Origin of the sequence: Saccharothrix sp., from assembly GCF_031180885.1 — a bacterium.
Taxonomy (GTDB): domain Bacteria; phylum Actinomycetota; class Actinomycetes; order Mycobacteriales; family Pseudonocardiaceae; genus Actinosynnema.
Genome location: NZ_JAPSLK010000001.1, coordinates 358,029 through 383,513, shown reverse-complemented (window position 1 = coordinate 383,513; position 25,485 = coordinate 358,029). Strand labels below are relative to the sequence as shown.

The 25,485-nt window shown below is 72.9% G+C and carries 22 protein-coding genes and 1 pseudogene; 11 read left to right on the top strand and 12 right to left on the bottom strand.

Annotation, left to right across the window (positions count from 1 at the left end):
- Window positions 1-231: 231 nt before the first annotated feature.
- Genes RIN75_RS01935 through macS form a run of 4 tightly spaced genes read right to left on the bottom strand, consistent with a single transcriptional unit; the run spans window position 232 to window position 2,730 of the window.
- On the bottom strand, window positions 232-375 hold the full coding sequence (locus RIN75_RS01935; RefSeq protein WP_309109974.1) for a hypothetical protein: 144 nt from the start codon (window positions 373-375) through the stop codon (window positions 232-234).
- Window positions 375-944 carry a DUF1707 domain-containing protein gene (locus RIN75_RS01930; protein WP_309109973.1) on the bottom strand — a complete coding sequence of 190 codons (570 nt, stop codon included), beginning with the start codon at window positions 942-944 and terminating at the stop codon, window positions 375-377. The genes RIN75_RS01935 and RIN75_RS01930 overlap by 1 nt, the downstream gene beginning before the upstream one ends.
- A complete protein-coding gene (locus RIN75_RS01925; protein WP_309109972.1) occupies window positions 941-1,594 on the bottom strand; it encodes a response regulator transcription factor in 654 nt (217 codons plus the stop codon). The genes RIN75_RS01930 and RIN75_RS01925 overlap by 4 nt, the downstream gene beginning before the upstream one ends.
- The gene (gene macS, locus RIN75_RS01920; RefSeq protein WP_309109971.1) at window positions 1,591-2,730 is read right to left on the bottom strand and encodes a MacS family sensor histidine kinase; all 1,140 of its coding nucleotides are present in this window, start codon (window positions 2,728-2,730) and stop codon (window positions 1,591-1,593) included. Before macS ends, RIN75_RS01925 begins: the two co-directional genes overlap by 4 nt.
- 168 nt (window positions 2,731-2,898) lie before the next feature.
- On the opposite strand from macS, the gene RIN75_RS01915 reads away from it, so the two are divergent.
- Window positions 2,899-4,095: a diguanylate cyclase gene (locus RIN75_RS01915; RefSeq protein WP_309109970.1), complete on the top strand. Its 1,197-nt coding sequence runs from the start codon at window positions 2,899-2,901 to the stop codon at window positions 4,093-4,095.
- Here the strand turns inward: RIN75_RS01915 and RIN75_RS01910 are convergent.
- Window positions 4,092-5,249 (bottom strand): AI-2E family transporter, encoded by a 1,158-nt coding sequence (locus RIN75_RS01910; protein WP_309109969.1) that lies wholly within the window; start codon window positions 5,247-5,249, stop codon window positions 4,092-4,094. The two genes, RIN75_RS01915 and RIN75_RS01910, sit on opposite strands and share 4 nt — an antisense overlap.
- Before the next feature lie 305 nt (window positions 5,250-5,554).
- Between RIN75_RS01910 and RIN75_RS01905 the strand changes: the two genes are divergently transcribed.
- From RIN75_RS01905 to RIN75_RS01880, 6 genes are all read left to right on the top strand, one after another.
- On the top strand, window positions 5,555-6,505 hold the full coding sequence (locus RIN75_RS01905) for a hypothetical protein (protein ID WP_309109968.1): 951 nt from the start codon (window positions 5,555-5,557) through the stop codon (window positions 6,503-6,505).
- Window positions 6,506-6,536: 31 nt separating this feature from the next.
- Window positions 6,537-7,439, top strand: coding sequence for a CHAP domain-containing protein (locus RIN75_RS01900; RefSeq protein WP_309109967.1), 903 nt, complete (start codon window positions 6,537-6,539; stop codon window positions 7,437-7,439).
- Between the two features lie 26 nt (window positions 7,440-7,465).
- Window positions 7,466-8,248 carry a hypothetical protein gene (locus RIN75_RS01895; RefSeq protein ID WP_309109966.1) on the top strand — a complete coding sequence of 261 codons (783 nt, stop codon included), beginning with the start codon at window positions 7,466-7,468 and terminating at the stop codon, window positions 8,246-8,248.
- Window positions 8,249-8,450: 202 nt separating this feature from the next.
- Window positions 8,451-10,625: a hypothetical protein gene (locus RIN75_RS01890; protein WP_309109965.1), complete on the top strand. Its 2,175-nt coding sequence runs from the start codon at window positions 8,451-8,453 to the stop codon at window positions 10,623-10,625.
- Window positions 10,626-10,806: 181 nt separating this feature from the next.
- On the top strand, window positions 10,807-11,589 hold the full coding sequence (locus RIN75_RS01885) for a hypothetical protein (protein WP_309109964.1): 783 nt from the start codon (window positions 10,807-10,809) through the stop codon (window positions 11,587-11,589).
- A gap of 185 nt (window positions 11,590-11,774) precedes the next feature.
- The gene (locus tag RIN75_RS01880) at window positions 11,775-15,338 is read left to right on the top strand and encodes a hypothetical protein (RefSeq protein WP_309109963.1); all 3,564 of its coding nucleotides are present in this window, start codon (window positions 11,775-11,777) and stop codon (window positions 15,336-15,338) included.
- A gap of 57 nt (window positions 15,339-15,395) precedes the next feature.
- Here RIN75_RS01880 and RIN75_RS01875 read toward each other — a convergent pair whose 3' ends face one another.
- Complete coding sequence (locus tag RIN75_RS01875; RefSeq protein ID WP_309109962.1) at window positions 15,396-16,202, bottom strand: GGDEF domain-containing protein; 807 nt, start codon at window positions 16,200-16,202, stop codon at window positions 15,396-15,398.
- A gap of 237 nt (window positions 16,203-16,439) precedes the next feature.
- Complete coding sequence (locus RIN75_RS01870; RefSeq protein WP_309109961.1) at window positions 16,440-16,997, bottom strand: TetR/AcrR family transcriptional regulator; 558 nt, start codon at window positions 16,995-16,997, stop codon at window positions 16,440-16,442.
- A 122-nt stretch (window positions 16,998-17,119) separates the two neighbouring features.
- Here RIN75_RS01870 and RIN75_RS01865 point away from each other — a divergent pair, with 122 nt between their 5' ends.
- On the top strand, window positions 17,120-17,536 hold the full coding sequence (locus RIN75_RS01865; protein ID WP_309109960.1) for a DUF5946 family protein: 417 nt from the start codon (window positions 17,120-17,122) through the stop codon (window positions 17,534-17,536).
- Between the two features lie 49 nt (window positions 17,537-17,585).
- Window positions 17,586-20,717 carry a BTAD domain-containing putative transcriptional regulator gene (locus tag RIN75_RS01860; protein WP_309109959.1) on the top strand — a complete coding sequence of 1,044 codons (3,132 nt, stop codon included), beginning with the start codon at window positions 17,586-17,588 and terminating at the stop codon, window positions 20,715-20,717.
- Here the strand turns inward: RIN75_RS01860 and RIN75_RS01855 are convergent.
- From RIN75_RS01855 to RIN75_RS01840, 4 genes and pseudogenes are all read right to left on the bottom strand, one after another.
- Window positions 20,701-21,447 (bottom strand): ABC transporter permease, encoded by a 747-nt coding sequence (locus RIN75_RS01855; RefSeq protein ID WP_309109958.1) that lies wholly within the window; start codon window positions 21,445-21,447, stop codon window positions 20,701-20,703. The two genes, RIN75_RS01860 and RIN75_RS01855, sit on opposite strands and share 17 nt — an antisense overlap.
- A pseudogene (locus tag RIN75_RS01850) lies at window positions 21,444-21,842 on the bottom strand (DUF4162 domain-containing protein); the annotation flags it as partial. The pseudogene RIN75_RS01850 and the gene RIN75_RS01855, both read right to left, overlap by 4 nt.
- A gap of 100 nt (window positions 21,843-21,942) precedes the next feature.
- Window positions 21,943-22,146, bottom strand: a complete 204-nt coding sequence (locus tag RIN75_RS01845) for a hypothetical protein (protein WP_309109957.1) — start codon at window positions 22,144-22,146, stop codon at window positions 21,943-21,945.
- A gap of 37 nt (window positions 22,147-22,183) precedes the next feature.
- A complete protein-coding gene (locus tag RIN75_RS01840; protein ID WP_309109956.1) occupies window positions 22,184-22,897 on the bottom strand; it encodes a MerR family transcriptional regulator in 714 nt (237 codons plus the stop codon).
- Between the two features lie 41 nt (window positions 22,898-22,938).
- Between RIN75_RS01840 and RIN75_RS01835 the strand changes: the two genes are divergently transcribed.
- Entirely contained in the window at window positions 22,939-23,631 is a 693-nt protein-coding gene (locus RIN75_RS01835) for a hypothetical protein (RefSeq protein ID WP_309109955.1), read from the top strand.
- Here RIN75_RS01835 and RIN75_RS01830 read toward each other — a convergent pair whose 3' ends face one another.
- Complete coding sequence (locus RIN75_RS01830; protein ID WP_309109954.1) at window positions 23,632-24,312, bottom strand: TetR/AcrR family transcriptional regulator C-terminal domain-containing protein; 681 nt, start codon at window positions 24,310-24,312, stop codon at window positions 23,632-23,634.
- Window positions 24,313-24,378: 66 nt separating this feature from the next.
- On the opposite strand from RIN75_RS01830, the gene RIN75_RS01825 reads away from it, so the two are divergent.
- Complete coding sequence (locus RIN75_RS01825; protein WP_309109953.1) at window positions 24,379-25,482, top strand: NAD(P)/FAD-dependent oxidoreductase; 1,104 nt, start codon at window positions 24,379-24,381, stop codon at window positions 25,480-25,482.
- Window positions 25,483-25,485 lie beyond the last annotated feature (3 nt).

Sequence of the window (25,485 nt, the reverse complement as noted above, 5' to 3'; positions counted from 1 at the left end):
CACTAGCCGCGCGGCACGAACACCGCGCGCTGCCGTAAGTGGACCCGCCCCCGCCCGCCGCCGCCACCCGGAGCGCCGGCCACGCCGGCCCGGGGCACCCGCAACCGCGGCAACCGCCCGCGCTATGCGCCGGCTGACCAGACCCCCGGGAACGGGTGGCGCTTCGCGAACTCGGCCGTCGTCAAACCCCTCAGGACGACGTAATGGTGGCGGCCGGCGAAGAACTCGTGGTCACGCCCGGTAACCGGCCGCGGACCGGGGCGGGTGCACGAGGTCCACGTTCCGCATGTCCGAGACGTGCTGGTCGAACCGCATGAACGCCTGCCGGTCCCCGGGCTCGACGCCCCGCGGGCGCACCCGCTCCCCGTGCCGCATCAGGCGCTGCGCAGCCAGTTCTTCTTGCGCTTGACCTCGACCGAACCCGCCGTCACGTGGCCGCGCAGGACGAAGTGCGGACGGCCGCCGGTGCCGCCCACCTTGTCCTTCAAAGAGGACGCCGCCAGGTCCACCCCTTCGGTGCTCACGGTGGCGTCGTCGGGCAGCACCAGCTTCACCGAGCCGGCCAGCACGTCCAGTTCCACCTCGACCACCGGCGTCAGGATCGACGCCTCCCGGAAGTCCAGCTCGGTCGACCCCATCCGGTTGCGCACGACGACGGTCTTCGGCACCGTCCACTGGCCCTTGCGGCGCACCGACGACATGGTCGACTTCAGCTCCAGCGGCTCGACCGACGCGGCCACCCGGGTCTGGTCGGTGTGCACCACGCCGCTCAGGTCCAGCAGCACGGCGTTGAGCTGTTCGCGGGTCTTCGCGGCCAGCGCCGTGTCGGCCCGCTCGGTGAACTCGTCCAGGGTGATCAGGCCGCGCCCGATCGCCTTCTGGAGCAGCCCCACCACGTGTTCCCTCTCGGCGTCGGACACCCGCCACTGCCTCGGATCGGTCATGTCCCCTCCGGCTCGACGTCCAGGCCGTGCTCGATGGCGTACCGGGCCAGCTCGACCCGGTTGTGCAGTTGGAGCTTGCGCAGCGTCGACTGCACGTGGTTCTCCACGGTGCGGTGCGAGATGACCAGGCGGTTGGCGATCTGGCGGGCGGTCAGGCCCTTGGCGACCAGCCTCAGCACCTCGGTCTCGCGGTCGGTGAGCTGCGGTTTGTCCTCGTCCGGGGTAGCGGCCATGCGGCGGTACTCGCCGAGCACCAGGCCCGCGAGGCCCGCGGTGAACACGGCGTCGCCGGCGGCGGTGCGGTTGACCGCCTCGACCAGCTCCTCCGCGGACGCGGACTTCACCAGGTAGCCCGACGCGCCCGCCTTCACCGCCTCCAGGACGTCGTCGTGCTCGCCGCTGGCGGACAGCACCAGGACCCGGGTCCCGGTCAGCGACCCGGTGATCATCGTGGTGGCCTCGACCCCGGTCGACTCGCCCAGGTTGAGGTCCATCAGCACCACGTCCGGCCGCACGGCGCGGGCGATGCGCACCGCGGACGCCGCGTCGCCGGCGGTGGCGACCACGTCGAACCCGCGTTCGGCGAGGTCGCGCGCGACCCCGTCCCGCCAGATCGGGTGGTCGTCGACCACCATCACGGACACGCTCATCGGTAGACCCGCACCTCCCACTCAGTGCCCTCCCCCGGGCCGGTCTGCAGCTCCAGCGTCCCACGCAGCGCCTCGACCCGGCCCCGGATGGACTTCGCCACGCCCATCCGCCCCTCCGCCTCGGCCGACGCCAGCCGCCCCTCCGGGATGCCGGGACCGTCGTCGCGGACGCTGAGCACCACTTCCGCGCCCAGGTCCTCAAGCAGCACCCAAGCCTTCGCGCCGGGCGCGTGCTTGTCCACGTTGGACAGCGCCTCGCGGACCACCGCGGTCAGCTCGGCGACCGTCGAGGCCGGGAGCATCACCTGGGTGGCCGGAGTGGACACCTGCACCCGCGGCGTGGCCAGCAGCTGCAGCCCCGGCCGCAGGTCCGCGTCACCATCCACAGTGGACTCGGTGGGCGCGGCGGCCACCAGCGACCGCAGCGCGATCTCCTGCTCTCCAGCCAGTTCGGCCAACTCCGCCGCCTCGCCGCCCAGTTCCAGCCCGCGCTTGCGCACCCGCGCCAGCACCTGGAGGACACCGTCGTGAATGGACCGCGCGAGGCGCTCGCGTTCCGCCGTGGCCGCCTCGGTGCGCAACGCCTGCTCCAGCCGCACGGCCGACTTGCGCGCGGTCGTGGACGCCATGCCCACGACCAGGCCCGCGCCGGACAGCAGCACGACGTCCCGCACCAGGTCCACGCTCAGCACGCCCCGGCTCAGGTAGGTGAACAGCCCGACCACCAGCCCGGACAGCGCGCCCGCCACCGACCCGCCCAGCGCGCCCGCCGCGACCGGCGGCCCGGACGCCCAGATCGTGGTGATCAGCGGGACGTTCGACAGGAACTGGAAATCGGTCATGATCAGCGGCGACAGGGACATCAGCGCGCACGCCAGCCCCAGGTCGGCGGACACCACCCACGGCCGCCGCCCGTTCTCCCGGCTGTAGGCGACGCTGGTGAACACCGTCCACGCGGCCATCACGCCGATCACGGTCCACGCCAGCCACGGCCGTTCGTACGTGCTGTGGTGGACCGCGGCGTTGCCCAGTGCGAACAGGAACGTCACGATGCGTAGCGCGACGGTTCCCCGCCAGAGGTGCGCGACCGGGTCTCCGGTCACCGATGGACCCGTCCGGCCCGGCTCTGTGTGCACGGTGTGCTCCCTTCACCGGTGATTTTGCCGTGTCGGAGTGGCGCAGCTAACCCCCAGGTGGCCGTCTGTTCGGCGGCCGGCGGGTGTGGAAGGCTTGCCGGCACTACTGGGTGTGACTCTCGGGGGACACCGCGCGATTCGACTCCTGGCACGAGGGGTGGGGTGGACGTGCGCGACTGGCCACTGTGGACGCTGCGGCGCTCCGCCCTGGCCTACTGGCTGGCCGTCGACGCCATCGCGCTCGGGATAGTTGTGTACGTAATAGCTTCCACGCCCACTCCCGACTCCGAGGCCATCGCCCGGTTCGGCGCCATCGCCGGCACGGCGGGCGCGGTGATCATCGTCAGCTCCATCTACAGCCACCGGATGGGCGAGACGGAGCGCAACCCGTGGGCCGCGCACCTCACCTACCTGACCGCCGGCCTGATCGCGCTGCCGTGCAACCTCCTGGTCCTGCTGCTGTTCGGGCCCGCCCTGCACGGCGTGCTGGCGCAGCGCCCGGAGTCGCACCGCTGGGTGTTCACCCTGTCCGCGACCGCCGTCTCGGTGTTCGCCACCCGCGCGCTGCTGGGCTGGATGAGCCCGAACCGCGAGCTGCTGGTCATGGTGCTCGGCGCGGCGGTGCTGTTGATCCTGCGGGCCGGGATCATCGCGCTCGGGCTGAAGCTGCGCAGCCCGCAGGCGCCCGCCGAGGAGGTCGTCGGCGAACCCATCGACGCCGTCCTGGGGATCGTCGCGGTGAGCATCGGCGGGCTGATGGGGTTCGTCGCGACGGCCACCCCCGTGCACGCGCTGATGGCGGCGGCCCCGATGGCCCTGCTGGAACGCGCGGCTCAACTGCCGCACTGGCGGCGGTCGGCGCAGCGGGACGCCAAGACCGGCCTGGCCAACGCCGTGCACTGGGACGGCAAGGCCCGCTACGAGCTGTCCAAGGCGCGCGCCCGCAACCGGCCGATGGCCGTGATGCTGCTCGACCTGGACCACTTCAAGAAGGTCAACGACGAGGTCGGGCACCTGGCCGGGGACGCGGCGCTGTCCGCGATCGCCCTGCTGCTGTCCGGGACGGTCCGGCGCGGTGACCTGGTCGGACGGTTCGGCGGCGAGGAGTTCGTGGTGCTGCTGCCGGACGCCGAACCGGCGGTCGCCCGGTCCGTGGCGCAGCGGGTGCGGCTGGCGGTGGCGGGCCTGGCGGTGACCACGGTCGGCACCGACGGCCGCGAGCACCTGCTGACCGGGCTGACCGTGAGCATCGGCGTGGCGACCACCCAGCGCTACGGCTACGAGCTGCCGGACCTGCTGGTGGCCGCCGACGCCGCGCTGCTCGCCGCGAAGGGGTACGGCCGGAACCTGGTGGAGATGGCCTAGGGCTTGCCGTCGAGGTCCTCGACGCGTTCGCCGCCGGTGTCCGGCGGACCGGTCTCCTGCGGTTCGTGCACGTCCACCTGCGCGGGCTCGACGGCCTTGTCCGACTCCGACAGCAGCGACCGGATGCCCGAGTTGAGCACCGCAAGCAGCGGCACGGACAGCAGCGCGCCGGAGATGCCGCCCACGACCAGGCCCGCGGTGATCGCGAGGACCACGGCCAGCGGGTGCAGCTTCACCGCGCGACCCAGCAGCAGCGGCTGGAGCACGTGGGATTCGAGCTGCATCACGCCGATCAGGATGGCCAGCACGATCAGCGCCGCCACCCACCCGTTGGCGACCAGCGCCACCAGGACGGCCACCGCACCGGTGATCACCGCGCCCACGATCGGGATGAACGCACCCAGGAAGACCAGCGCGGACAGCGGCACGACCAGCGGGACGCCCACGATCCACAGGCCGATGCCGACGCCGAGCGCGTCCACCACGGCCACCAGCGCGGTGGCCCGGACGTAGGAGACGAGGGACGCGAAACCGCGCCGTCCCGCCACGTCCGCCCGGTCCCGGACGTCCGCCGGGACGGCCCGGATCAGGAACCGCCAGATGCCGTCGCCGTCGTGCAGGAAGAAGATCAGCGTGAACAGGGCGAGGATCAGCCCGGTGAGCAGCTCGCCGACGGTCGCGGCGGTGGTCAGCGCGCCGGAGGTGATCTCGGCCTGGTTCTCCTTGATCGTCTGCACGACCCGGTCGAGGTACTGCTGGAGCTGCACGTCGCTCAGGTGCAGCGGGCCGTCCTTGAGCCAGCCGCGGATCGTGTCGAGGCTCGCGCTGACCTGCTTCTGCAGGTCCGGCAGGCCCTTGGAGAACTCGGTGATGACGAAGGTGAGCACCCCGCCGACCACGGCGATGCCGCCGACCAGCACCAGCCCGGTCGCGAGCCCCTTGGGCACCCCGACCCGGGTCAGCTGCGCCACCGCCGGCGACAGCAGCGCCGCCAGCAGCAGCGCCACCCCGGCCGGGATGACGATGGTCGTCAGGTACCCGACGACCACGCCGATGACGTACAGCGCGGCGACGACCGCCACGAACCGCCAACTCAGCGCGGCGCTGACCCGCAGCAGGCGCGGGACGCTGGTTTCCGTATCGCTCCCCTTCACACGATCACCGTAGCCCGCGCACGGGCCGCGCGAGTCGAACACGCGGCCAACTCCCGCTCACGGGGACGTCGGACGTCCGGGACAGTCCCGGCCGGTCGTCGGCGCTTGTCGGACACCCGTTCGGACGGATTGCGTCCGGTGTCGAGCGATCCCGACGAGGAAGGGCCGTGCCGATGCCACGCCGACGAGTCACCCCACCAGCCGCAGCGCGGGAGAAGCGCGCTTCCGCCGCGCCGGCTGGGTCCGCTCGGTCTTCTCGGTCCGCCGGGTCCGCACGGTCCGCCGGGGAGCAGAAGCCCGGGCGGATGGAGCCGAAGACGCTGCTGGTGTTCGCGGCGTTCGCGCTGGCGGTCGTGGCGGCGTTCCTGCTGGGGCACCAGCAGGGCGGCGAGGCGACGGTCGCGGAGCCGCCGGTGGCCGAGGCGCCGGTCGGGCAGGTGCCGGTGGAGGAGCCGGAGGAGTCCGTGACGCCCGCTCCGGAGACGCCCACCGCGCCGTCCTCGGAGGCGCCTGCCGAGGAGTCGCCTGCGGAGTCGCCCTCCGAGGAGTCGCCCGCGGAGGAGCCTTCGTCGTCGGAGGAGCCGGTGTCCGAGGAGGAGCCGGCCGGTCAGGCGGTGCCGGTGGAGGACGCGCCGGCCCAGACGCCCGCGCCCGTGCAGCCGCCCGCCGTGGCGGTGTCCGTGGAGGCGGCCACCCGTCCCACCGAGGAGCCCGCCGTGCCCGCCGAGCCGGTCGAGCCCGCCGAGCCGGCCGAGCCCGCCGAGCCGGCCGAGCCCGCCGAGCCCGCTGAGCCGGTCGAGGTCGTCGAGCCGGTGGAGGTCGTCGAGCCGGTGGAGGTCGTCGAGCCGGTGGAGGTCGTCGAGCCCGAGGTGTTCCAGCCGCAGTCCGTCGAGCCGGAGGCGTCCGAACCGCGCGGGTTCGAGCCGCAGGTGTCCGAGCCCGAGTTCACCGAGACCTTCACCGTCCGTCCCGAGCCCCAGCCCGCGCCGCCGGTGATCGAGCCGTACCAGCCGTACCCGCCCTACGTCCCCGAGCCGTCGGACCGCGTCCTGCGCACCATGCCCGTCGAGCCGATCGCCCCGCAGTTCCCCGAGTACCCCGAATCCCCCAGGTCCCCCGAATTCCGCGAGTTCGGCGAGTTCACCGAGCACCGCGAACTGCGCACCGTCGAGCCGCACACCCCGTCCGAGCCGTACGCCGTGCACGTCGGTCCGGACAGCGATGGTCCTTTCGTGGTCGTTCCCGCGGGCCGCTGACGCCCGCACATCCCTGACAGAGGAGATCCCGTTGCGATTCACCCTGCTCAAAACCACCACCGCCCGCCTCGTCGTCGGTGTCGCCGCGGCCGCCGGCATCGCCCTGATGGGCATGTCCGCGCACGCCGCCCCGGTCGAGATGGAGCTGGTCGCCGCCGCGACCAAGCCGGCGGACGACGAGTCCCGCAAGAAGATCGTGGACATCGCGCAGAAGGAGTTGAACAACCCCAAGCGCAACCACGAGTCCGGTGGCGACAACTGCAACGCGTACAGCCCGGGCGGCAAGTGCCAGGCGTGGTGCGCGGACTTCACCAAGTGGGTCTGGAACAAGGCCGGCGTGAAGACCGACGGCGCCACGTCGATGGCCAACAGCTTCCGCAGCTACGGCGTGAAGTACGGGACGTGGAAGAACGGCGCGGGCGTGAAGAACGTCAAGCCGGGCGACGCGGTCACGTACCGGCTGAACGACGGCAACACCGGCAACGACCACGTCGGCATCGTCACGAAGGTCAACAAGAAGACCGGGAAGATCACCGTGATCTCCGGCAACAGCGGCCCCGGGTCGAAGAAGGTCTCGAAGATCACCATCGACCCGAAGAAGTCGCAGGTGACCGGCTACGCGTCCCCCGTCGAGAAGAAGACGAAGAAGACAGACACCAAGAAGAAGACGGACACCAAGAAGAAGACCGACACCAAGAACTCCGACACCAAGACGTCCGACACCAAGACGTCCGACACCAAGAAGAAGTCCGACACGAAGAAGAAGACCGATACGAAGAAGACGGACACGAAGAAGAAGACCGAGACCAAGAAGCAGGACACCAAGAAGTCGAAGTCGGACGAGCCCGGCTTCATCGAGGGCAGCCAGCCGTCCCAGGTGGCGATCGTCAACGGCGACCACCTCCAGGACGCGTACGGCTTCGTCGTCGGCTGAACCACCACCCCGTCCAGGAGAACATCGTGAAGAGGCTGTTCAAGGGTTCCGGGGCGCGCATCGCCCTCGCCGTGGCCGCGGTGCTCGGGATCGCCGCCGCGGGCGGCGCCGCCGGGGTCGGCATCCAGCCGGTGGCGTCGTCGAAGGCCGCGAAGGCGGCGAAGATCGTCAAGTCGGAGATCTTCTACGAGACCTACATCCCGCGGCACCCGACCGTCGCGCCGCAGGGCTACATCGACACCCCCGACGTCGGCTGCCACAACTTCGGCAAGGACGGCCGCACCAAGGCCGACTGGTGGAACGGGGTCGACAACCGCACCGGTCCCGCGTTCGGCACGGGCCAGTTCCGGACGCAGGTGGTGCTGACGTTCGACTTCAAGAAGAAGAAGTACGGCGAGCGGCACACCGTCCACCCGACGAGCCGGTACAAGAAGGTGGGCGGCAAGTTCGTCTACGAGGACAGCCGGACCGCGAACGACGACGGCATCCGGGTCGAGGGCGAGCCGAAGATCAGCGCGAAGACGGGCGGGATGGCCGTGTCGCACAAGGTGACCAACCCGTGGTGCACGGGCTTCGCGGCGATCGACTGGACCATGGTCATCGACGTCCACCGCGACGGCCGGACGGAGGTCGTCGGCAGCCACGACAAGATGCCGAACCACGAACTCTGGCGGCAGGACACCTACTCGGACGGCAGGAAGACCCAGAAGTTGATCTTCTCGCACGCCCTGGTGTCGCCGAAGTGCCTGGTCGACTACGCGGGCGAGGCGCTCTGCAAGGGCCTGAAGAAGTACTCCTACAAGAAGTGACCCGAAGGAGGAGCCCCGCCACCGTGACCGGCGGGGCTCCCCTTCCCCATGGGAAGGTTCCGCCGGTCGGGTCACCCCGGGAACGCGCGAGCCCGCCGAGATGTCATACCCCCGTGGGACAATGGAACCGGGGGCCGGAGGCCACGAGGTCCAGCCGACAAGTTCTGGCGGACACCCTCGTCGGGATGATCGGATCGAGCCCGTGACCGACGAGGAGACCCTGCGCGCCGCCTTCGCCGTCGGCCGCCGCACCGCCTTCGACACCCGGAAACCCAAGGTCGACCGCACCGTTCGCGGCGAACTCCTCTCCGCCCTCCTCACCGAACCCCTCCCCGGTTCCGCCCTCCGCCTGGTCGGCGCGCACGTCACCGGTCCCTTCGCGCTCGAAGGCCTCACGGTCACCCAGGTCGTCGACCTCGTCGACTGCACGTTCGACGAAGTGCCCGACCTCCGCATGGCCCGCCTCACGAGCCTGCGCATGCGGGGCTGCAAGGTCCCCGGCCTCTGGGCGCGCAACCTCCGCGTCGGCAGCGACCTCGTCCTCGAAGCCGGCTTCACCAGCGAGGGCGTGGTGGACCTGACCGACGCCACCGTCGACGGCACCTTCCGCCTCGCCGGCGCGGTCCTCAAGGCCAAGGGGGACCACGCCCTCCTCGCCGCCCGCATCCGGCTCTCCGGGTCGCTCCAGGCCATCGCCCTGCGCGCGGGCGGAGAAGTGCGGATGCGCGGGGCGAACATCGGCGGGTCCGTGCACCTCGGCGGCGCGCGGCTGCTCAACCCCGGCCAGAACGCGCTCGACGGCTCCGGCATCACCATCGCGGGCAACCTGTTCTGCGACGCCGAAGGCGGTCGGTTCACCGCGGATGGCCGCATCCTGCTCGACGGGGCCCGGGTCGGCGGCAACGTCGTCTTCTCCGGCGCCCGCCTCAAGGCCGGCGTGGTGGACCGGCCCGTCCTCGTCATCCCGCGCGGCACGGCCGACGAGTCCGCCGCCCTCGTCGCCGACCGCATCCGGGTCGACGGCAACGTCGAGTTCGACGACGGCTTCACCTCCAGCGGCACCGTGCGGCTGCCCAACGCAGAGATCGGCGGGTACCTGCGGCTGTCCGGCGCGGCCATCGGGCAGCGGGACGTGGTCGAAGAACTCGAAGCCCGCGAGGTGGTGGACCGGGTTCCCGTCGCACTCCACGCCGACGGCATCCGGGTGCGCGGCGACCTCGAAGCGCGCGGCGCGGTCAACGGCGGGTTCCGCGGGGACGGGGCGCGGGAGTCCGCCCTGCGCGCCTACGGGCAGGTCCGCCTGGTCGACGCGCACGTCCGGGGCAGCGCGAGCCTGTCCGGCGTCCAGCTCCACGGCCCCGGCATCGACGTCCTGTTCGCCGACCGGCTCACCGTCGGCGGCACCCTCTTCCTCCGCGACCTGCACGCCAAGGGCTCGCTCCGGCTCCAGAACGCCGCGATCGGCTCCACCCTCGACTGCTCGGGCGCCACCCTGGTCCAACCCCGCCGCCGATCCGACGGCACCGGGGTCAAGCCCTCGCTCGACGCCCGCGTCGCCACCATCGGCAAGGACCTGCTGTGCAGCCAGGGGTTCACCGCGACCGGCGGCGTCCGCATCCGGCTGGCCGAGGTCGGCAAGATGGCCACCTTCACCGGCGCCCGGCTGGGCGGTCCGGGCAGCGACATCGCGCTCAACGCCTACGGGCTCACCGTCAGCCAGTTGGTGCTGCGGATGGCCGAGGATGTGATCCCGGTCGGCCGCGTGGTGCTGCGGCGGGTGAGCGCGACCGCCGTGCAGGACGGGCCCGGGCTGTGGGCGGCGACCGGCGGGGTGGACGTGGAGGACTTCACCTTCAGCGCGATCTCCTCGACCCCGCCGGTGGACGTGCACACCCGGCTGCGGTGGCTGCGCGAGGTCCAGCCGGACTTCGCGCCCGGGCCGTACGAGCAGCTCGCCGCGGTGTACCGGGACGGCGGCGAGGAGGAACTCGCGCAGCACGTCCAGTTGGAGAAGCAGCACCGCCGCTACTCCGAGCTGGGCCGGGCGGGCCGGGCGTGGGGTTTCCTCCAGCGCTGGACCGTGGGCTACGGGTACCGGCCCTGGCTGGCGATCGCGTGGCTGGCGGCGTTCTGGCTGGCGGGCGCGCTGTGGTTCCTCGGCCACGAGATGCCCAAGCTCAACGACGACGAGTCGCCGTCCTGGAACCCGTGGCTGCTGGCCGTCGACCTGCTGATCCCCATCGTCGACCTGGGCCAGGACGGCAAGTGGAAGTTCTCCGGCGCCTCCCAGTGGATCTCCAGCGCGTTGATCGCGGTGGGCTGGATCCTGGCCTCCACGGCGGCGGCCGGCGCGGCCCGCGTGCTGAAGCGGGTCTGACCAGTGTCGGCTACCCAGGGTTAAATTCGACAACACGGAGTGTCGATCACACGATCCGGCGAACCAGGCCGCGAACGCGTGCGCACCGGCCCGGCGGGCTGGCACGCTCGACGGCGTCGGCTTGATCACCTTCGACGTCTCGCGCCGACGATTCCCCAGCGTTCAGGTGGAGGTACCAGCGGTGTCGTCGGCCGACCAGCGATCGGGCACGGGGGTGAGCCGCGTCCGGCGGCTGCTCTCCCGCGCCCTGCTGGTCGCCGGCGGTGTGCTGGCTGGCACTGCCGCCGTCTGGGCGCTGTCCTCCGCCCCGGCCTCCGCGCAGGGGGCCGCCCAGCCCGACGCGGTCACGTCCGTCGCCGAAGCGGTGGCGGCCGGCCCGGTCGGCGAGGCCGTCGCACCGGTCCGCGAGACCGTGCGCGACCTCGACCGGAAGGTGCGCGCCAAGCACGAGCACCCCCGGGTGCCCGACCTCGGCCGCGTCGCGGAGGACATCCGCGACACCTTCGGCCACACCGTGGCCCGGTTCGAGCCGAACCTGGGCCAGTCGGTCATCGCCTCGTCCCTGTCGGGGCGCGCGGTGAACCGGCACACCGAGCCCGCCTCCGAAGCCACCGCCGTGCCGGTCTCCATCGGCACCCCGGTGGTGCGGGGCCCGTTCGGCAAGCTCAGCGAGAGCTGGGCCTCCTCGCCGGCGCCGTCGTCCGACGCGTCGTCCGACGAGGACCGCACCTCCCCGTTGGGAGACCCGGCCGCCCCCACGCGCACGCCGTTCGCACCGCCGTCAGGGGTGCCGGTGCACTGCTCGTGCGGTGGTGACGGCTCCGGTTCCGCCGCCGGCGGCAACGGCCCGTTCACGGGCGTGACCGCCGACGGCACGGACGCCGCCGTGCTCCGGGCGCTGCTGCCCGGCACCGAGCGGAACTCCGTGCTGCCGGGCAAGCAGCCCGGCACCACCCCCGACTGATCCCAGCGCGCGGTCCGCGGGCGGCCCTCCGCCGTCCCGGTAATCGACCGACGCGCCCCCGTCGCGCCCGACACCGGTCGAAACGCCGCGCCCCACCCCCGATCCGGGTGGTCGTCGCCCACGACGCGGTGCCGCGTCGACCGCCCTTCACCTCCCGCTCAAGGGACACAGAAGAAGGAGAACCCATGCAAACCTGGGCCAAGCGCGGTTTCCAGACCGCACTTGTCACGGGTGGTTTGCTGATGCTCGGCACGGGCATCGCTTCAGCCCAGGAGAACGTCAACCCCGACGCCCCGCCGTCGCCGCTGGACGCCCGCGTCCGCGTGCCGATCGACGTCGAGGAGAACAACCTGGGCACCCCGGTCGGCAACCGGGACCTGCCGGAGATCCACCGCGAGATCGGCACGGAGAACGTGCCGCAGCCGGAAGCCGTCACCAAGAACCCCCTGGTCCGCGACACGCAGGCCCGCGTCCGCCAGGTCGACACCACCCAGGTGACGCGCGGCAACGCGTTCGACGGCGACGTCGTCGCCCCGGTCCACGCCTGCGGCAACGCGGTCGGCGCGGGCGGCGACGCCCACGCCGACGGCGAGTGCGCGCAGTACACGCCCAGCACCGGCAAGACCCGCACCGACGGCTCCCGCGGTTCGTTCGCGGGCAACGTGGCCGCGGTCCACAACGCCAGCCCGGTCGGCGTCACCGGCAACGCCGCCGGCGTCGGCGCCAACGCCTACTCCGAGTCCTACGCCCGCCAGGACGCCACCGCCGGCGGCGACGTCAGCACCGGCGGCTCGGACGGCTCGCTGTCCGGCAACATCCTCGGCGTCCAGCAGGCCACCCCGTTCCGGGTCAGCAACAACGCGGTCGCGGGCGGCGGCATCGCCAACAGCGCCTCGCACGCCGACACCGAGGCCGAGGCCGGCGGCTCGCTGGCCACCCACGGCGACCGCAGCACCCTCGGCGGCAACACTGCGGGCATCCCGCTCGCCCCGATCACCTCGGTCGAGGGCAACGCGGTCGGCGCGGCCGGCAACGCCGACTCCACCGCCGACCACCGCACCACCGCGGTCGCCGGCGACACCGGCCCGACCCGCGGCAACCACGAGTCGTGGCTGTCCACCAGCGGCGAGAACGCCACCATGGCGGGCAACGCGCTCCAGCCGCAGCTCGCCGGCCCCGCCACGGTGAACAACAACGCCCTGGCCGGCGTCGGCAACGCCGACACCGAGACCCGGTCGGACAACAACGCCCAGGCGGGCGGCTGGGCGCAGACCAGTGGCCAGGACTCGACCCTGTCCGGCAACTTCGGCGACGCGCCGGTCGCGCTGCCGGTGGGCAGCGCGGGCAACTCGGGTTCGCTGCTCGGCAACACCTCGTCGACCCACGCGGCGGACACCGACGTCCAGGCGGGCGGCTCGACGTTCACCGACGGCGACCGCTCGGTGCTGTCGGCGAACTCCACCAACGCGGCCCCGGCCGGCGCGATCGACGCGTGCGGCAACGGCCTGTCCGGCGGCGGCATCGCGGCCTCGCAGTGCGAGAACGAGGTCGACTCCAGCGCCGGCGGCTACAACGGCACCACCGGCAACGACGCGGTCCTGTCCGGCAACATCGGCCAGGCCCCGCTGGCCCTGCCCGCCGAGGGCTTCGGCAACGCGGGCGGCGTCGGCGGCCTGGCCACCGGCAACGCCGTGGAGGACAAGGAGATCCGGGCCGGTGGCGCGCCCAACGCCCGCGACGACAACGGCACCGTCTCCAGCAACGTGATCACCACGCCCACCGCCCTGGGCGGCCAGGGCTTCGGCAACGCCGGCGCGCTGGTCGGCAACCCGACCTCGAAGACCGACAGCGACACCGCGATCGTCGCGGGCGGCCCGGCGTCGGCCACCGGCCGGCACGGCTCGATGTCCGGCAACATCGTCGAGGCCCCGACCTCGAACCCGGCCCAGGTGCCCGGCAACACGGTGGTGGCCGTCGGCAACGGCGCGTCCGACCTGAGCAACGAGCTGCACTCCCGCTCCGGCGGCAACGCCACCTCCGAGGGCGACCACGGCGCCTTCACCGGCAACATCGTGTCGGCCCCGCAGGCGTCCTCGCCGCAGCTGTTCGGCTCGACCCTGGCCGCGGGCAGCAACGCCAAGAGCGCGGTCGAGAACGAGTTCACCTCGTTCTCCGGCGGCGACATCGAGACCAGCGGCAACCAGGGCTCGGTGTCCGGCAACGGCGTCACCGCGCAGCCCGCCCTGGCGCTGCAGACCTTCGCCGACTCGGTGTCCGCCGTCGGCAACAGCCGCTCGGACGTCACCGACCAGTCCGCGGTGGTCGCCGGCGGCGACCAGGAGACCGAGGCCTGGAACAGCTCGCTGTCGGGCAACCTGGTCAACCTGCCGGCCAACGCCAAGCCCGGCGTGTTCGGCGACGCGGCGACCGCGGGCGGCCTGTCCGACGCCAACGCCGACTCGCTGAGCCTGACCCAGGCCGGCGGCGACTCCGAGACCAAGGGCTCGGGCGCGCTCACCTCGCACGACCTGTCGGTGCCCGCCGAGACGCGGCCCGCCGTGTTCGACGTGCCCGCCGACGTGCTCGGCGACGCCCGGACCGACCTCTCCGAGGCCTCGGTCGAGCGGACCGGCGACGAGCCGGAGAGCCAGGGCGGCCCGCGCAAGACCGTGCCGCGGGGCATCAACCTGCCGGCCGGCGTGGACAGCCTGATGAAGCCGACGGAGCTGCCGAGCCTGTCCAGCCTGGACAAGCTGTCCGGCCTGGGCGCGATGGACCTGTCCGACCTGCGCGACTTCGACCTGTCGGTGCTGCGCGGCCTGGAGCTGTCGAAGGTCCGCGAGCTGGGCGCGCCCCAGGTGCGCGGCATGGACCTGACCCGCGCCAGCGACCTGTCGCTGACCCGCAAGTCGCTGCCGAAGCTGCCCGCCGTGTCCGACGTGGTCGACCTGGAGGACATGCCGGTCAACCAGATCCCCAACCCGAAGCTGGTCCTGGAGCTGCTGACCGGCCAGGCCGCCGGGCTGCCCAAGGTCGACCTGACCAAGGTGGCGCCCAACGAGCTGCCGACGAAGCTGCCCTCGAAGGCCCCGGCCACCAGCGTCGCGGACAAGAAGCTGCCCACGCCGTCGCTGCCCGGCAAGCTGCCCACCGGCGGCCTGACGGACGTGAAGGTGCCCGGCGTGGCGAACGTCCCCGGCCTGTCGAACCTGTCGAAGGTCACCGGCCTCACCCGGTCGCCCGAGCTGGGCAAGCTGAACGAGCTGCGCCGCCTGCAGGAGCTGCGGCGGGTGCCGGAGGCCATCGTCAACGCCTCCGACCAGCACAAGATCGTCAACGACTCGGACAAGGACGAGCGGTCCTTCGGCGGCACCCTGCCGCTGTTCGGCGGCACCCTGGGCGTGACCCCGGTGGTGCAGGGCCTGCCGCTGCTGCCCGGCCCGCAGAAGGGTTCCCCGCGGAACCTGCCGAGCCTGGCGTCCCCGCTGCCGCTGCCGTTCGTGGTGCCGGTGCCGGGCGTGGCCCAGCCGCGCACCGCGGCCCCGGCCCTGCCGGGCGTCCCGGCCGCGCCCGCCGTGCCGCAGCTGTCCGGCGCGTCGCTGTCCGGCCTGAACGTGAACCCGCTCAACGGCAAGGTCGAGGGCCCGAAGGAGCGCACCTCCGCCCCGGCCCTGGCCGGTCTGGACGCGATGAGCATCTTCGACGCGATGGGCGCGATGGACGTGACCCAGGTCCTGCCGAAGATCTGATCCACTCGGTGTGAAACGGGACCCCTGGCACATCCGGTGCCAGGGGTCCTTTTCGTTTCAGTGGCGGAGGCGTTCTTCCACGTGGGCTATCACCGAGTGCAGGGGCGCGTCGCCGTCGCTGGTCACCCAGCACACCCGCACCCCCGGCTGGATGCGCGTCCCGCCCAGCCGCACCGCCCGCCCCGCCAGCTCACGGGCCCGCGCCGCCACGGCCTCGCCGTTGCCGCTGGGGTGTTCGGCGACGACGGCGAACTCGTCCCCGCCGTACCGGGCCACCGTGTAGTCCGCGCGCAGCCCTTCCCGCAGCCGTCCGCCGATCACCGCGAGCAGTTCGTCGCCGCGCTGGAAGCCGTGCGTCCGGTTGACCTCGGCGAGCTGGTGCACGTCGAGGAGCACCAGGGTGGCCAGCGTGCCGTGCGTGCGGGCGCGGGTCAGCGCCTGGTCGAGGCGGTCCAGGAGGAGCGCCCGGCCGGGCAGCCCGGTCAGCGCGTCCAGCAGGTTCGCGCTGTGCGGGACGTCCTGCTGGACCGGCCGCAGCAGCACCAGCACCTGACCGCGTTCGGACAGCGGGTGGATGTCGGCCCAGACCCGGGTGTGCGGCAGGACCACCGGGATGGTCAGCGGCGCCCCGGTCCGCAGCACCTGCGCGGCGAGTTCGGCGCAGGTCGGCAGTTGGGCCCCGGATTCGTCCCAGGCGACGGGCAGGCGGTAACCCGGCAGGGTGGTCGGCGGGACACCCAGCAGGGTGGCGGCCAGGCGGTTGCCGGCGAGCACGGTGCCGCGCTCGTCCTGGAGCAGCACGCCGACGGGCAGTTCGGAGACGAGTTCGTCCCACACAGGACGCGTTGTCTGCACGGTGCGCATAGGACTCGTGCCCTTCGCCGGACCGACCTGTCCGTGAAGAGCCTCCCCGCAGGTCGCAGGCATTTCAATAGGCCTTACGACACCCAGTCCGGTGATCTTTCGGGGCTGTGTTGGATGGCGCCGCCTCCGGCGTCGCGGCGAGGCCGCCTGGAAGTCGGCCCATCGCGGCGCGTTTCGCTCCGATCGAAGAGCGTGATCGGAGCGAAAGGCGCCGCGACAGGCCGACGCGGCCCGCGATCACGCACGCAGCGCTCGGAGCGCGAGCGAGACCACAGTGTCGGAGAACGTGCCCGTCAACGGTCCGGTCCGCAGCAGCCACCGCTGGTAGACCGGTCCCAGCAGCAGTTCGGCCGCGGCCGGCACGTCCACGTCGCCGCGGATCTCGCCGGAGCGCTGCGCCAGCCCGAGCCGTTCCTCCAGCCGCATCCGGCGCGGCGTGAGCAGCAGCGTCACCAGGTCGGTCCGCGCCTCGTGCACCAGCACCCGGCACACCTGGTCGAACCGCCGCTCCTCCAGCTGCCGCACCGCCTCCCGCAGCTCCCGGCGCAGGTCGTCACCGAGCGCGCCCCAGCCGGGCGGCTCGTCCTCGGCCGGCCCGAACTCGACCAGCGCGTCGAACAGCAGCGGACCCTTGGACTCCCACCAGCGGTAGATCGTCTGCTTGCCGACCCCGGCCCGGGCGGCGACCGCCTCGATGGTCAGCCGCGCGTACCCGACCGCCTCGACCAGCTCCAGCGCGGCCGCCAGCACGGCCCTCCGAGACCGCTCGCTGCGCCGCGCCGCGTCGGGTGGCATCCCTTGATCGTAAACGCGCCGACCCGAGACGTTCACACTTCCGTGTAGCACCGACCCGAAGTGCCTGCGCATCGCAACCGAAGCCTGGACCCTCCACCGGCTGGAAGCCCTACGCTCGCGCCGTGAGCTGCCCGGAGTGCGGGACGACCGAGCCGTGCGAGGAGTTGTTCCACGCCGTGCTGGCGCTCGACCACTCGCGCCGGCCGCCGTGGGGACCCCTGCACGGCGTCACCGTCGCCTGCTACCTGCTGCAACACCCGAGCCGCCTGCCGGAGGGGCACCGCGGCCCGCCCCGGGAACTCCTGCGCGCCTACGTCGACGGCGGCCTCCGGGCGGTCACCGCCCTGACCGGGGCCAGACGCCGTGCGAACCGCGGCCGGGGTCCGTCACACGTGAGCACCGCGCTTGGCCCGCCACCCACCGGGTTCGCCGTCACGATCGGTGACGTGGCCGCGGGTGGCACGTTCCCGGCCGAGGGTTTCGCGGACCGCGTCCGGGCCTGGGCGGCGGCCACCGCCGCCGCGTGGGACGGGCGCTGATCACCCGTTCCGGTCTGGCCGGCGGGACGGTGACGGCAGAATCGAGCGGGTGCAGATCGGGGTGCTGGGGCCGTTCGAGGTCCGCGCGGACGACGGTGGCCTGGCGAACGTGCCGGGTGCGCGGTTGCGCGCGTTGTTGACCGCCCTCGCGCTGGAACCCGGTCGGGTGGTGCCGAAGGCCGTGCTGGTCGACTGGGTGTGGGGTGAGCACCCGCCGTCCGACGCGGCGAACGCCCTGCAACGCCTGGCATCCAGACTTCGCCGGGTGCTGCCGGACGGGGTGGTCGACGGGCAGGTGGGCGGCTACCGGTTGGACGTGGCGCCCGACGCCGTGGACGCCGTGCGGTTCGAACGGCTCGTCGGCCAGGCGCGCGGCGCCGACGAAACCCGGCAGGCGGGTCTGCTGCGGGAAGCCCTCGGCCTGTGGCGCGGCCCGGCCATGCAGGACGTCGGTCTTCAGGACAGCGAGGCGTTCGACGCGGCGGTCACCCGGCTCGAAGGGCTGCGGCTGGCCGCGCTGGAGGACCGGTTCGAGGCGGAACTGGCGCTCGGAAAAGGGCCGGAGCTGGTCGCGGAGCTGACCGGGCTGGTGGCCGCCCACCCGGTGCGGGAACGGCTCGTCGCCGCGTTGATGCGCGCGCTGGGCGCGGCCGGCCGCAGCACCGAGGCGCTGATGGTCTACCAGCGGGCACGGGAAGCGCTCGCCGACGCGCTGGGCGTCGACCCCTCGCCGGAGCTGTCCGCACTGCACGTCGCCCTGCTCCGGGGCGAGCTGGGCCGGCGCGAGGAGACCCGGAAGACCAACCTGCGCGCCGAGCTGACCAGCTTCGTCGGCAAGGATGCCGACGTCGCCGCGGTCCGCGACCTGGTCACCGGGCACCGGCTGACCACCCTGATCGGGCCGGGCGGCTCGGGCAAGACCCGGCTGGCCGCGGAGACCGTGCGCACCCTGCTCGACGACCTGCCCGACGGGGCCTGGCTGGTCGAACTCGCCCCGGTCGGCGCGGGCGGCCACGTGGCGGGGGCGACCCTCGCCGTGCTCGGGCTGCGCGACGCGCTGCTGGGCGGGGCGTCGGACGCCGAACCGGCGGAACGGGTCGTCGCCGCGCTCCGCGAGCGGGACGCGCTGCTGGTCCTGGACAACTGCGAGCACGTGATCGACGCGGCCGCGAAGTTCGCCCACCGCGTGCTCGGCGAGTGCCGGCGGCTGCGCATCCTCGCGACCAGCCGCGAACCGCTGGGCATCACCGGCGAGGCGCTGTGGCACGTCGAACCGCTGGCCCTGCCCGCGGCGGATGCCGACCCGCGCGAGATCGAAGCCTCACCGGCCGTTCGGCTGCTCCGGGACCGGGCCGCCGCCGTCCGCAACGACCTCGCGGCGGACGTCCACACCATGGCGCGGGTGTGCCAGGCGCTGGACGGGATGCCGCTGGCCATCGAACTGGCCGCGGCGAGGCTGCGCACGATGTCCCTGGACCAACTGGCCCACCGGCTCGACGACCGGTTCCGCCTGCTCACCGGCGGCAGCCGCACCGCCCTGCCCCGCCACCGGACGCTGCGCGCGGTGATCGACTGGAGCTGGGAACTGCTCAACGACGCCGAACGGGTCGTCCTGCGCAGGCTTTCCGTGTTCACCGGCGGCGCGAGCCTGGAGGCGGCCGAACGGGTCTGCGCGGGCGACGGCGTCGAGCCGTGGCAGGTGCTCGAACTGCTCACCGCGCTGACCGAGAAGTCCCTGGTGGTCACCCGCGGCGACGCGGCACCGCGCTACCGGATGCTGAGCACGATCAAGGAGTACGCCGGCCGGCGCCTCGCCGAGGCGGGCGAGGCGGAGTCCGCGCGGCAGGCCCACCTGGCCTGGTGCACCGAACTCGTCGAGACCGCCGAGCCGCACCTGCGGCGCGCGGAGCAGGTGGAGTGGCTCGCCGCGCTGGAGGTCGAGCACGACAACGTCGTCGCCGCCATGCGCGGTGCGCTCGCCGCCGGTGAAGCCCAGGGCGCGATGCGGCTCGCGGCGGCGGCCGGCTGGTACTGGTGGCTGAACGGGCACAAGGTCGAGGGCGGCGAGCTGATCATCGCGGCGGCCCGGATGCCCGGCGAGGTCACCGACGACGTCCGTGCCCTGGTGTACACGTTCGTCACGACCCTGCTGACCGCCGGCCGGGGCAGCGACGAGTTCCAGGCCGAGGAGTGGATCCGGAAGGCGGCCGAGATCAGCCGGCGCGTCGACGGCCTGCACCCCGTGGTGAAGCTCGTCGTCGCGCTGGAGCACATGCTGGTCGAGCAGGGCGACTACCGGGCCGCCTACGAACCGCTGCTGGCCGACCCGGAACCCTTCGTGCGCGCGCTCGCCCGGCTGCAACTGGGCAAGATGGCGATCCTGCACGGCCACGGCGGGCGGGACGCGGACGCCTGCCTGGAGACGGCGCTCGCCGAGTTCCGCGCGATCGGCGAGCGGTGGGGGACCTCGTTCGCGCTGACCGAGCTGGCGAACCGGATCGCCATGCGCGGCGAGTTCGTCCGCGCGTGCGAGCACCTGGAGGACGCGGCCACGGCGATCAGCCAGGTCGGCGCCGCCGAAGACCTGCTGCGCATCCGGGCCCGGCAGGCCGAGCTGCACTGGCTGACCGGCGACCGGGAGGCCAGCGCCGCCGCGCTCGACCAGGCGCAGCGGCTCGCGGAACGGGTCTCCTGGCCGGAGGCGTTGACCGACCTGGCCATGGCCAAGGCCGAGCTGGCCCGCCGGCGTGGCGACGCCGAGCAGTCCCACCGCCAGCTCGACGTCGCCCGGAGCCTGTTGGGCGAACTGGCCGAGCACGCCGGGATGCGCGCGGCCACGCACGACCTCCTCGCCCACCTCGCCGAAGGGCTCGACGAGGCCCGCGAACACCGCGTCGCGGCGCTCCACGCGGCGGCCGAGTCGGGCATCCCGCTCTCCCTCGCCCACGTGCTGATCGGGGTCGCGGACCTGGCGCTGCGCCGGGACCTGCCCGACCAGGCCGCCCGCCTGCTCGGGGCGAGCGCCGCGGTGGTCGGCCTGCTCGACCGGTCCCACCCGGACGTGGCCCGCATCGAGCGCGAAGCGCGCGACCGCCTCGGTGACACGGGGTTCACCGAGGCGGTCGAGGAGGGTTCGCGAGCGGACTGGCGGGACCTGGCCGAGGTCACGTTCGCCTGGTGAAGGTCGCCCTCGCCCACACGTACCCGACGAGCGCGATCCCGACGCACCACGCGATCGCGGCGACCGTGTCCCCGGTGGACGGCGTGCCGGCGAAGAACCCGCGCAGGCTCTCGATGATCGGCGTGAACGGCTGGTACTCGGCGAACTCCCGCACGCCCGGACCCATCTGCCCGGCCGGCACGATCGCGCTGCTGAAGAACGGCAGCATGATCAGCGGCACGGTCACGAACCCGGCCGACTCCGGCGTCTTCGCCGCCAGTCCCATCGCGACGGTCAGCCAGGCCAGCGCGAACGCCGTCAGCAGCATGATCCCGATCGCGGCGAGCCAGTGCCCGAAGGTCGCGGAAGGGTCGAAGCCCATGAGGAACGCGACCCCGACGACCGCCGCGACGGCGATCGAGGTGCGCACGACGGTGACCACGACGTGCCCGGTCAGGACCGCGGCGCGGGAGACGTCCATGACCCGGAACCGGTTGATGATCCCCTTGGTCATGTCCGAGTTCACGCCCAGCGACGTGGCGCTCAACCCGTAGCTGACCGCCATCAGCACCATCCCCGGCGTCGCGTAGTCGATGTACTCGCCGCCGACGTTGAACGAGTCGCCGAACACGTGGACGAACATCAGCATCAGCACGATCGGCAGCAGGATCGCGTTGAACACGGTGACCGGGTTGCGGATCGAGTGCTTGACGTTGCGGCGCAGCATGATCGCCGAATCGGTGGTGCTCATTTCGCGATGACCCCCGTGCTCGCGTGACCGGTGAGGGCGAGGAAGACGTCGTCGAGGTCCGGCGTGCGCACGGAGAACTCCTCGACCTCGATCGAGTGCTCGTCGAGCCGGTTCAGCAGCGCCCGCAACGACTTCACGCCACCGTCACCGGGGACGCGCAGGGTCAGAGCCTCCTCGTCCGGCGTCGCGCCGACCACCACCCGGGCCGCCGCGCCGAGGGTCCCGGCGTCGGCGAACCGGAGCCGGACGTGGCTGCCCGGCACCTGGCGCTTGAGCTCGGCGGCGGTGCCCTCGGCGACCAGGCGGCCCTGGTCGAGCACCGCGATCCGGTCGGCGAGCTGGTCGGCTTCCTCCAGGTACTGGGTGGTGAGGAAGATCGTCATGCCGTCGGCCATTGCGCAGCCCTGAGGCCACGATCGCGGAATCCGTCATGCGCCCACTGTCATCGGCCGCGCTGACACACCCCTGTTCCACGGCTGACACGACCGCTGACACTCAGTTCGCGGGCTTGCCGCAGAACACCGTGTCAACCACGTCGACGACCTTCCACTCGCCGCCGTCCTGGTGGCGGTGGTAGCCGTGGGCGTGCGGGCCGGGCAGGGTTTCCGCGCCGGCGGGTGCCGCGGCCCCGGCCAGGAGCGCGACCGCCAGCACGGCGGCACCTGCGCGTCGGAACAGCTTGTTCGGTGTGTTCGTCATGGAGATCACGTTCGCTGGGCGCCCTGACACCACCCGGTCACCGCGGTGACACGGGTGCCTCGAAAGGGATCTCCAGGACGGTGGCGCGGACGCCGTCCCCGTCCACCAGGCGCGTCTCCGCGGTGGGGGCGCTGACGGTGAGCCCGTGCCGGACCAGCCAGTCGAACAGCTCGCACCCCGCCCGGACGACCTCCTGCGCGGTGACGGTCACGCGCGCCACGGTGCGAGCGGAGAGGGTGAGCGGATCGCCGGCGCGGGTGCCGACCGCGGCGGCGAACGCGCCGTCGGGTCGCTCCCGCAGCCAGGTCACCAGGACCGACGGCTCGTCGGCGCAGGCCGCGGCGATCTCGCTCGGGTGCTCGACGGTCAGGTGCCGCACGTGCAGTCGCCGGGCCGCGGCGGTGGTCACGTGCGGCAGGAACGACGTGGGCGCGGCCAGGTGCCGGCGGGCGCGTTCGGCGACCGCGGTCAGCTCGGCGACCTGCCGGTCGAGGTCGGCCAGCGTGTCCCGCAGCGCCCGGCGGACCTCGGCGTCCGGGGCGTCCACCACGTCGGCCACCAGGCGCAGCGGCAGTCCCAGCCGGCGCAGCGCGCGGATGCGTTCCAGCCGCACGAGTTCGGCCACCCCGTACCAGCGGTAGCCGGACACCGGGTCGACCGCGGCCGGGGCGAGCAGCCCGATCCGGTCGTAGTGGCGCAGGGTCCGTTCGGTCGTCCCGGCCATGCGGGCCAGCTGCCCGATCCGCCACACGTTGACCTTCTCCCTGGGGCAGGGTCCTAGCGTCGCCGGCCATGACCGACGCGAACCCCGGCACCCGTCTCGCCGGCGTGCTGCTGCTGATCTCCTTCGCCGCGATGGTGGCCGGTGCGGCCGTCGCCGCACCATCGGGGTTGACCCTGAACCCGACCGACCCGTTGGCTGCTTTGACCGCGGTCCACGACCAGGTCGGCTTGCACATGACCGAGTTGGCGCTCGACGTGCTCGGCTGGCTGGCTTTAACCAGCGCCGGACTCGTCATCGCCGGCGGACGGGGTCACCTGGCGTTGACCACCGCCGGACTGGACGCGGCCGGCAGGCGGGGGCGCCTCGCCGTGCTCGCCGGCGGGTTGCTGGCGGCGGCCGGTCTGGCCGGGCTGTTGCACGACGCGGGCAACCTGGCCGTGACGCGGCTGGCCGCCGAGCCGTCGGCCGCGTCGGCGGAGGTCGCCGCGCCGGCCATGTTGACCGCCAAGTGGGGCGTCAACCTGGCCGGGTTGCTGTGGGTGGCGGCCACCGTCGCCACGACCGCGGGCCTGCTCGCCCCGCGGTGGTTCCGCCTGGCCGGGGTGGTGGCCGCCGTGTCGGGCTTCGCCGCGGTGGTCCTGCCGTGGACGACCGGGACGGCGGGCTTCCCGCCGGAGTTGGAGCGGATCGGGTACGCCCTCCACCTGCCGGTGATGCTCTGGTACGCCGTCCTCGGGTGGTGGCTCCTGCGCTTCCGGTGATCAGCGCGCGATGCGGGCCTCGATGCCGTCGAGGAGGAATTCGAGGCCGGTCCGGAAGTTCTCGTCGGCGTCCAGGTGCGGACCGTCGTGCACCATCCTCGCCAGCGCGGGGAACCGGCCGGTGGCGAAGGTCCGTTCGAGGTAGGGCCCGTAGGCGGCCTGCCACTGCGCCTGGTCCATCCCGGACGCCCGCTCGGCGCGCCGCTCGGTGATCTCCCGGCGCACCGCCCCGACCACGTACGCGTTGACCGCCGCGACCGCCGGCACGACGGTGTCCAGGTCGACACCGCCCATCGCGGCCAGCACGGCCTCGCCGGCGGCCAGCGTGTGCGGTCCCAGCTGGGGTCGCCCGCCGATCAGGTCGGCCAGCCACTCGTGCCGGCGCGCGGCCTGCCGGGTGGCGTCGGCCAGGGACCGCAGCACCTCGCGCCACCCGTCGCCGGTCGGTCGGATCTCGGCGTGCACGGCGTCGACCATCAGGTCGAGCAGCTCCTCCTTGGTGGCGATGTAGCCGTACAGCCGCATCGGGCCGACGTCCAGCTCCGCGGCGACCTTGCGCAGCGACACCGCGTCCAGCCCGTCCTCGTCGGCGAGCCGGATCGCCGCGCGCACGATCCGCTCCCGGCTCAGCGGGGCCGGCACCGGCCGGTCCGGCGGCTCCGGCCGCTCCCACACCAACATGCGCCGACGATACAGTGCGCGTCGCGATACACTGTATCGACCGATACGGCGAATCGGAGCCGCGACATGACCATCGCCATCATCGGAGCCGGCTTGGGCGGCCTGACCCTTGCCCGAGTCCTGCACGTCAACGGCATCGACGCCGTCGTCTACGAACGTGAGACCTCGCCCGACGCCCGCAGCCAGGGCGGCATGCTCGACATCCACTCCGGCCAGGAAGCGCTGCGCGAGGCCGGCCTGCTCGACCAGTTCCACGCGATCGCCCGGGGCGAAGGCCAGGACATGCGCCTCCTGAAGCCGGACGGCACCCTCCTGCTCCAAGAGGACACACCCGAGGACGCACCGCTCCTGCGACCCGAGGTGGACCGCGCCGATCTGCGCAACCTGCTCCTCAACTCCCTCCCCGAGAACACGGTGCGCTGGGGGCACGCGTTCGAGTCAGCCGACAACGGCGTGCCGCACTTCGCCAACGGCAGCAGTGCCCGGTACGACCTCCTGGTCGGCGCCGACGGCGCGAACTCCCGCGTCCGCGCACTGCTCACCGACGCCCGGCCCACGCACATCGGCCAGAACGTCGTCGAACTCGGCATCCCCGACATCGACCGCACCCACCCCGACCTCGCCGCGATGGTCGGCCGCGGCAACTACTGGGTGCTCGGCGACGGCATGTCCCTGGCGGCCCAGCGCAACGGCGACGGCCGCGTGCGCATCGGCCTCAGCGTCTACCACACCGGAGAAGACTGGTTCGCCGCCGGCGGCATCCCGTTCGACGACCCGGCCGCCACCCGGGCCGCGCTGGTCGACCTGCTCGCCGGCTGGGACCCGAAGTTCACCGCCCTGATCGAGGCCTGCGACGACACCATCCGGCAGTGGCCGATCACCACCCTCCCGGTCGGCCTGACCTGGCCGCCGAACCCGGCCGTCACCCTGGTCGGCGACGCCGCGCACCTGATGCCACCGGTCGGCGAGGGCGCCAACATGGCCCTGCTCGACGGTGCCGTCCTGGGCCGCGCCCTGGCCGCGCACGACGTCCCCACCGCCGTCCGCGAGTACGAACGCGAGATGTTCGACCGCACCGGCGCCGCCGCCCGGATGTCCGCCGACCTCCAGGACCTGCTGATGTCGCCGGACGCCGCCGAGCGGATGCTCGCGTTCTTCCAACCCGGCTGAGGG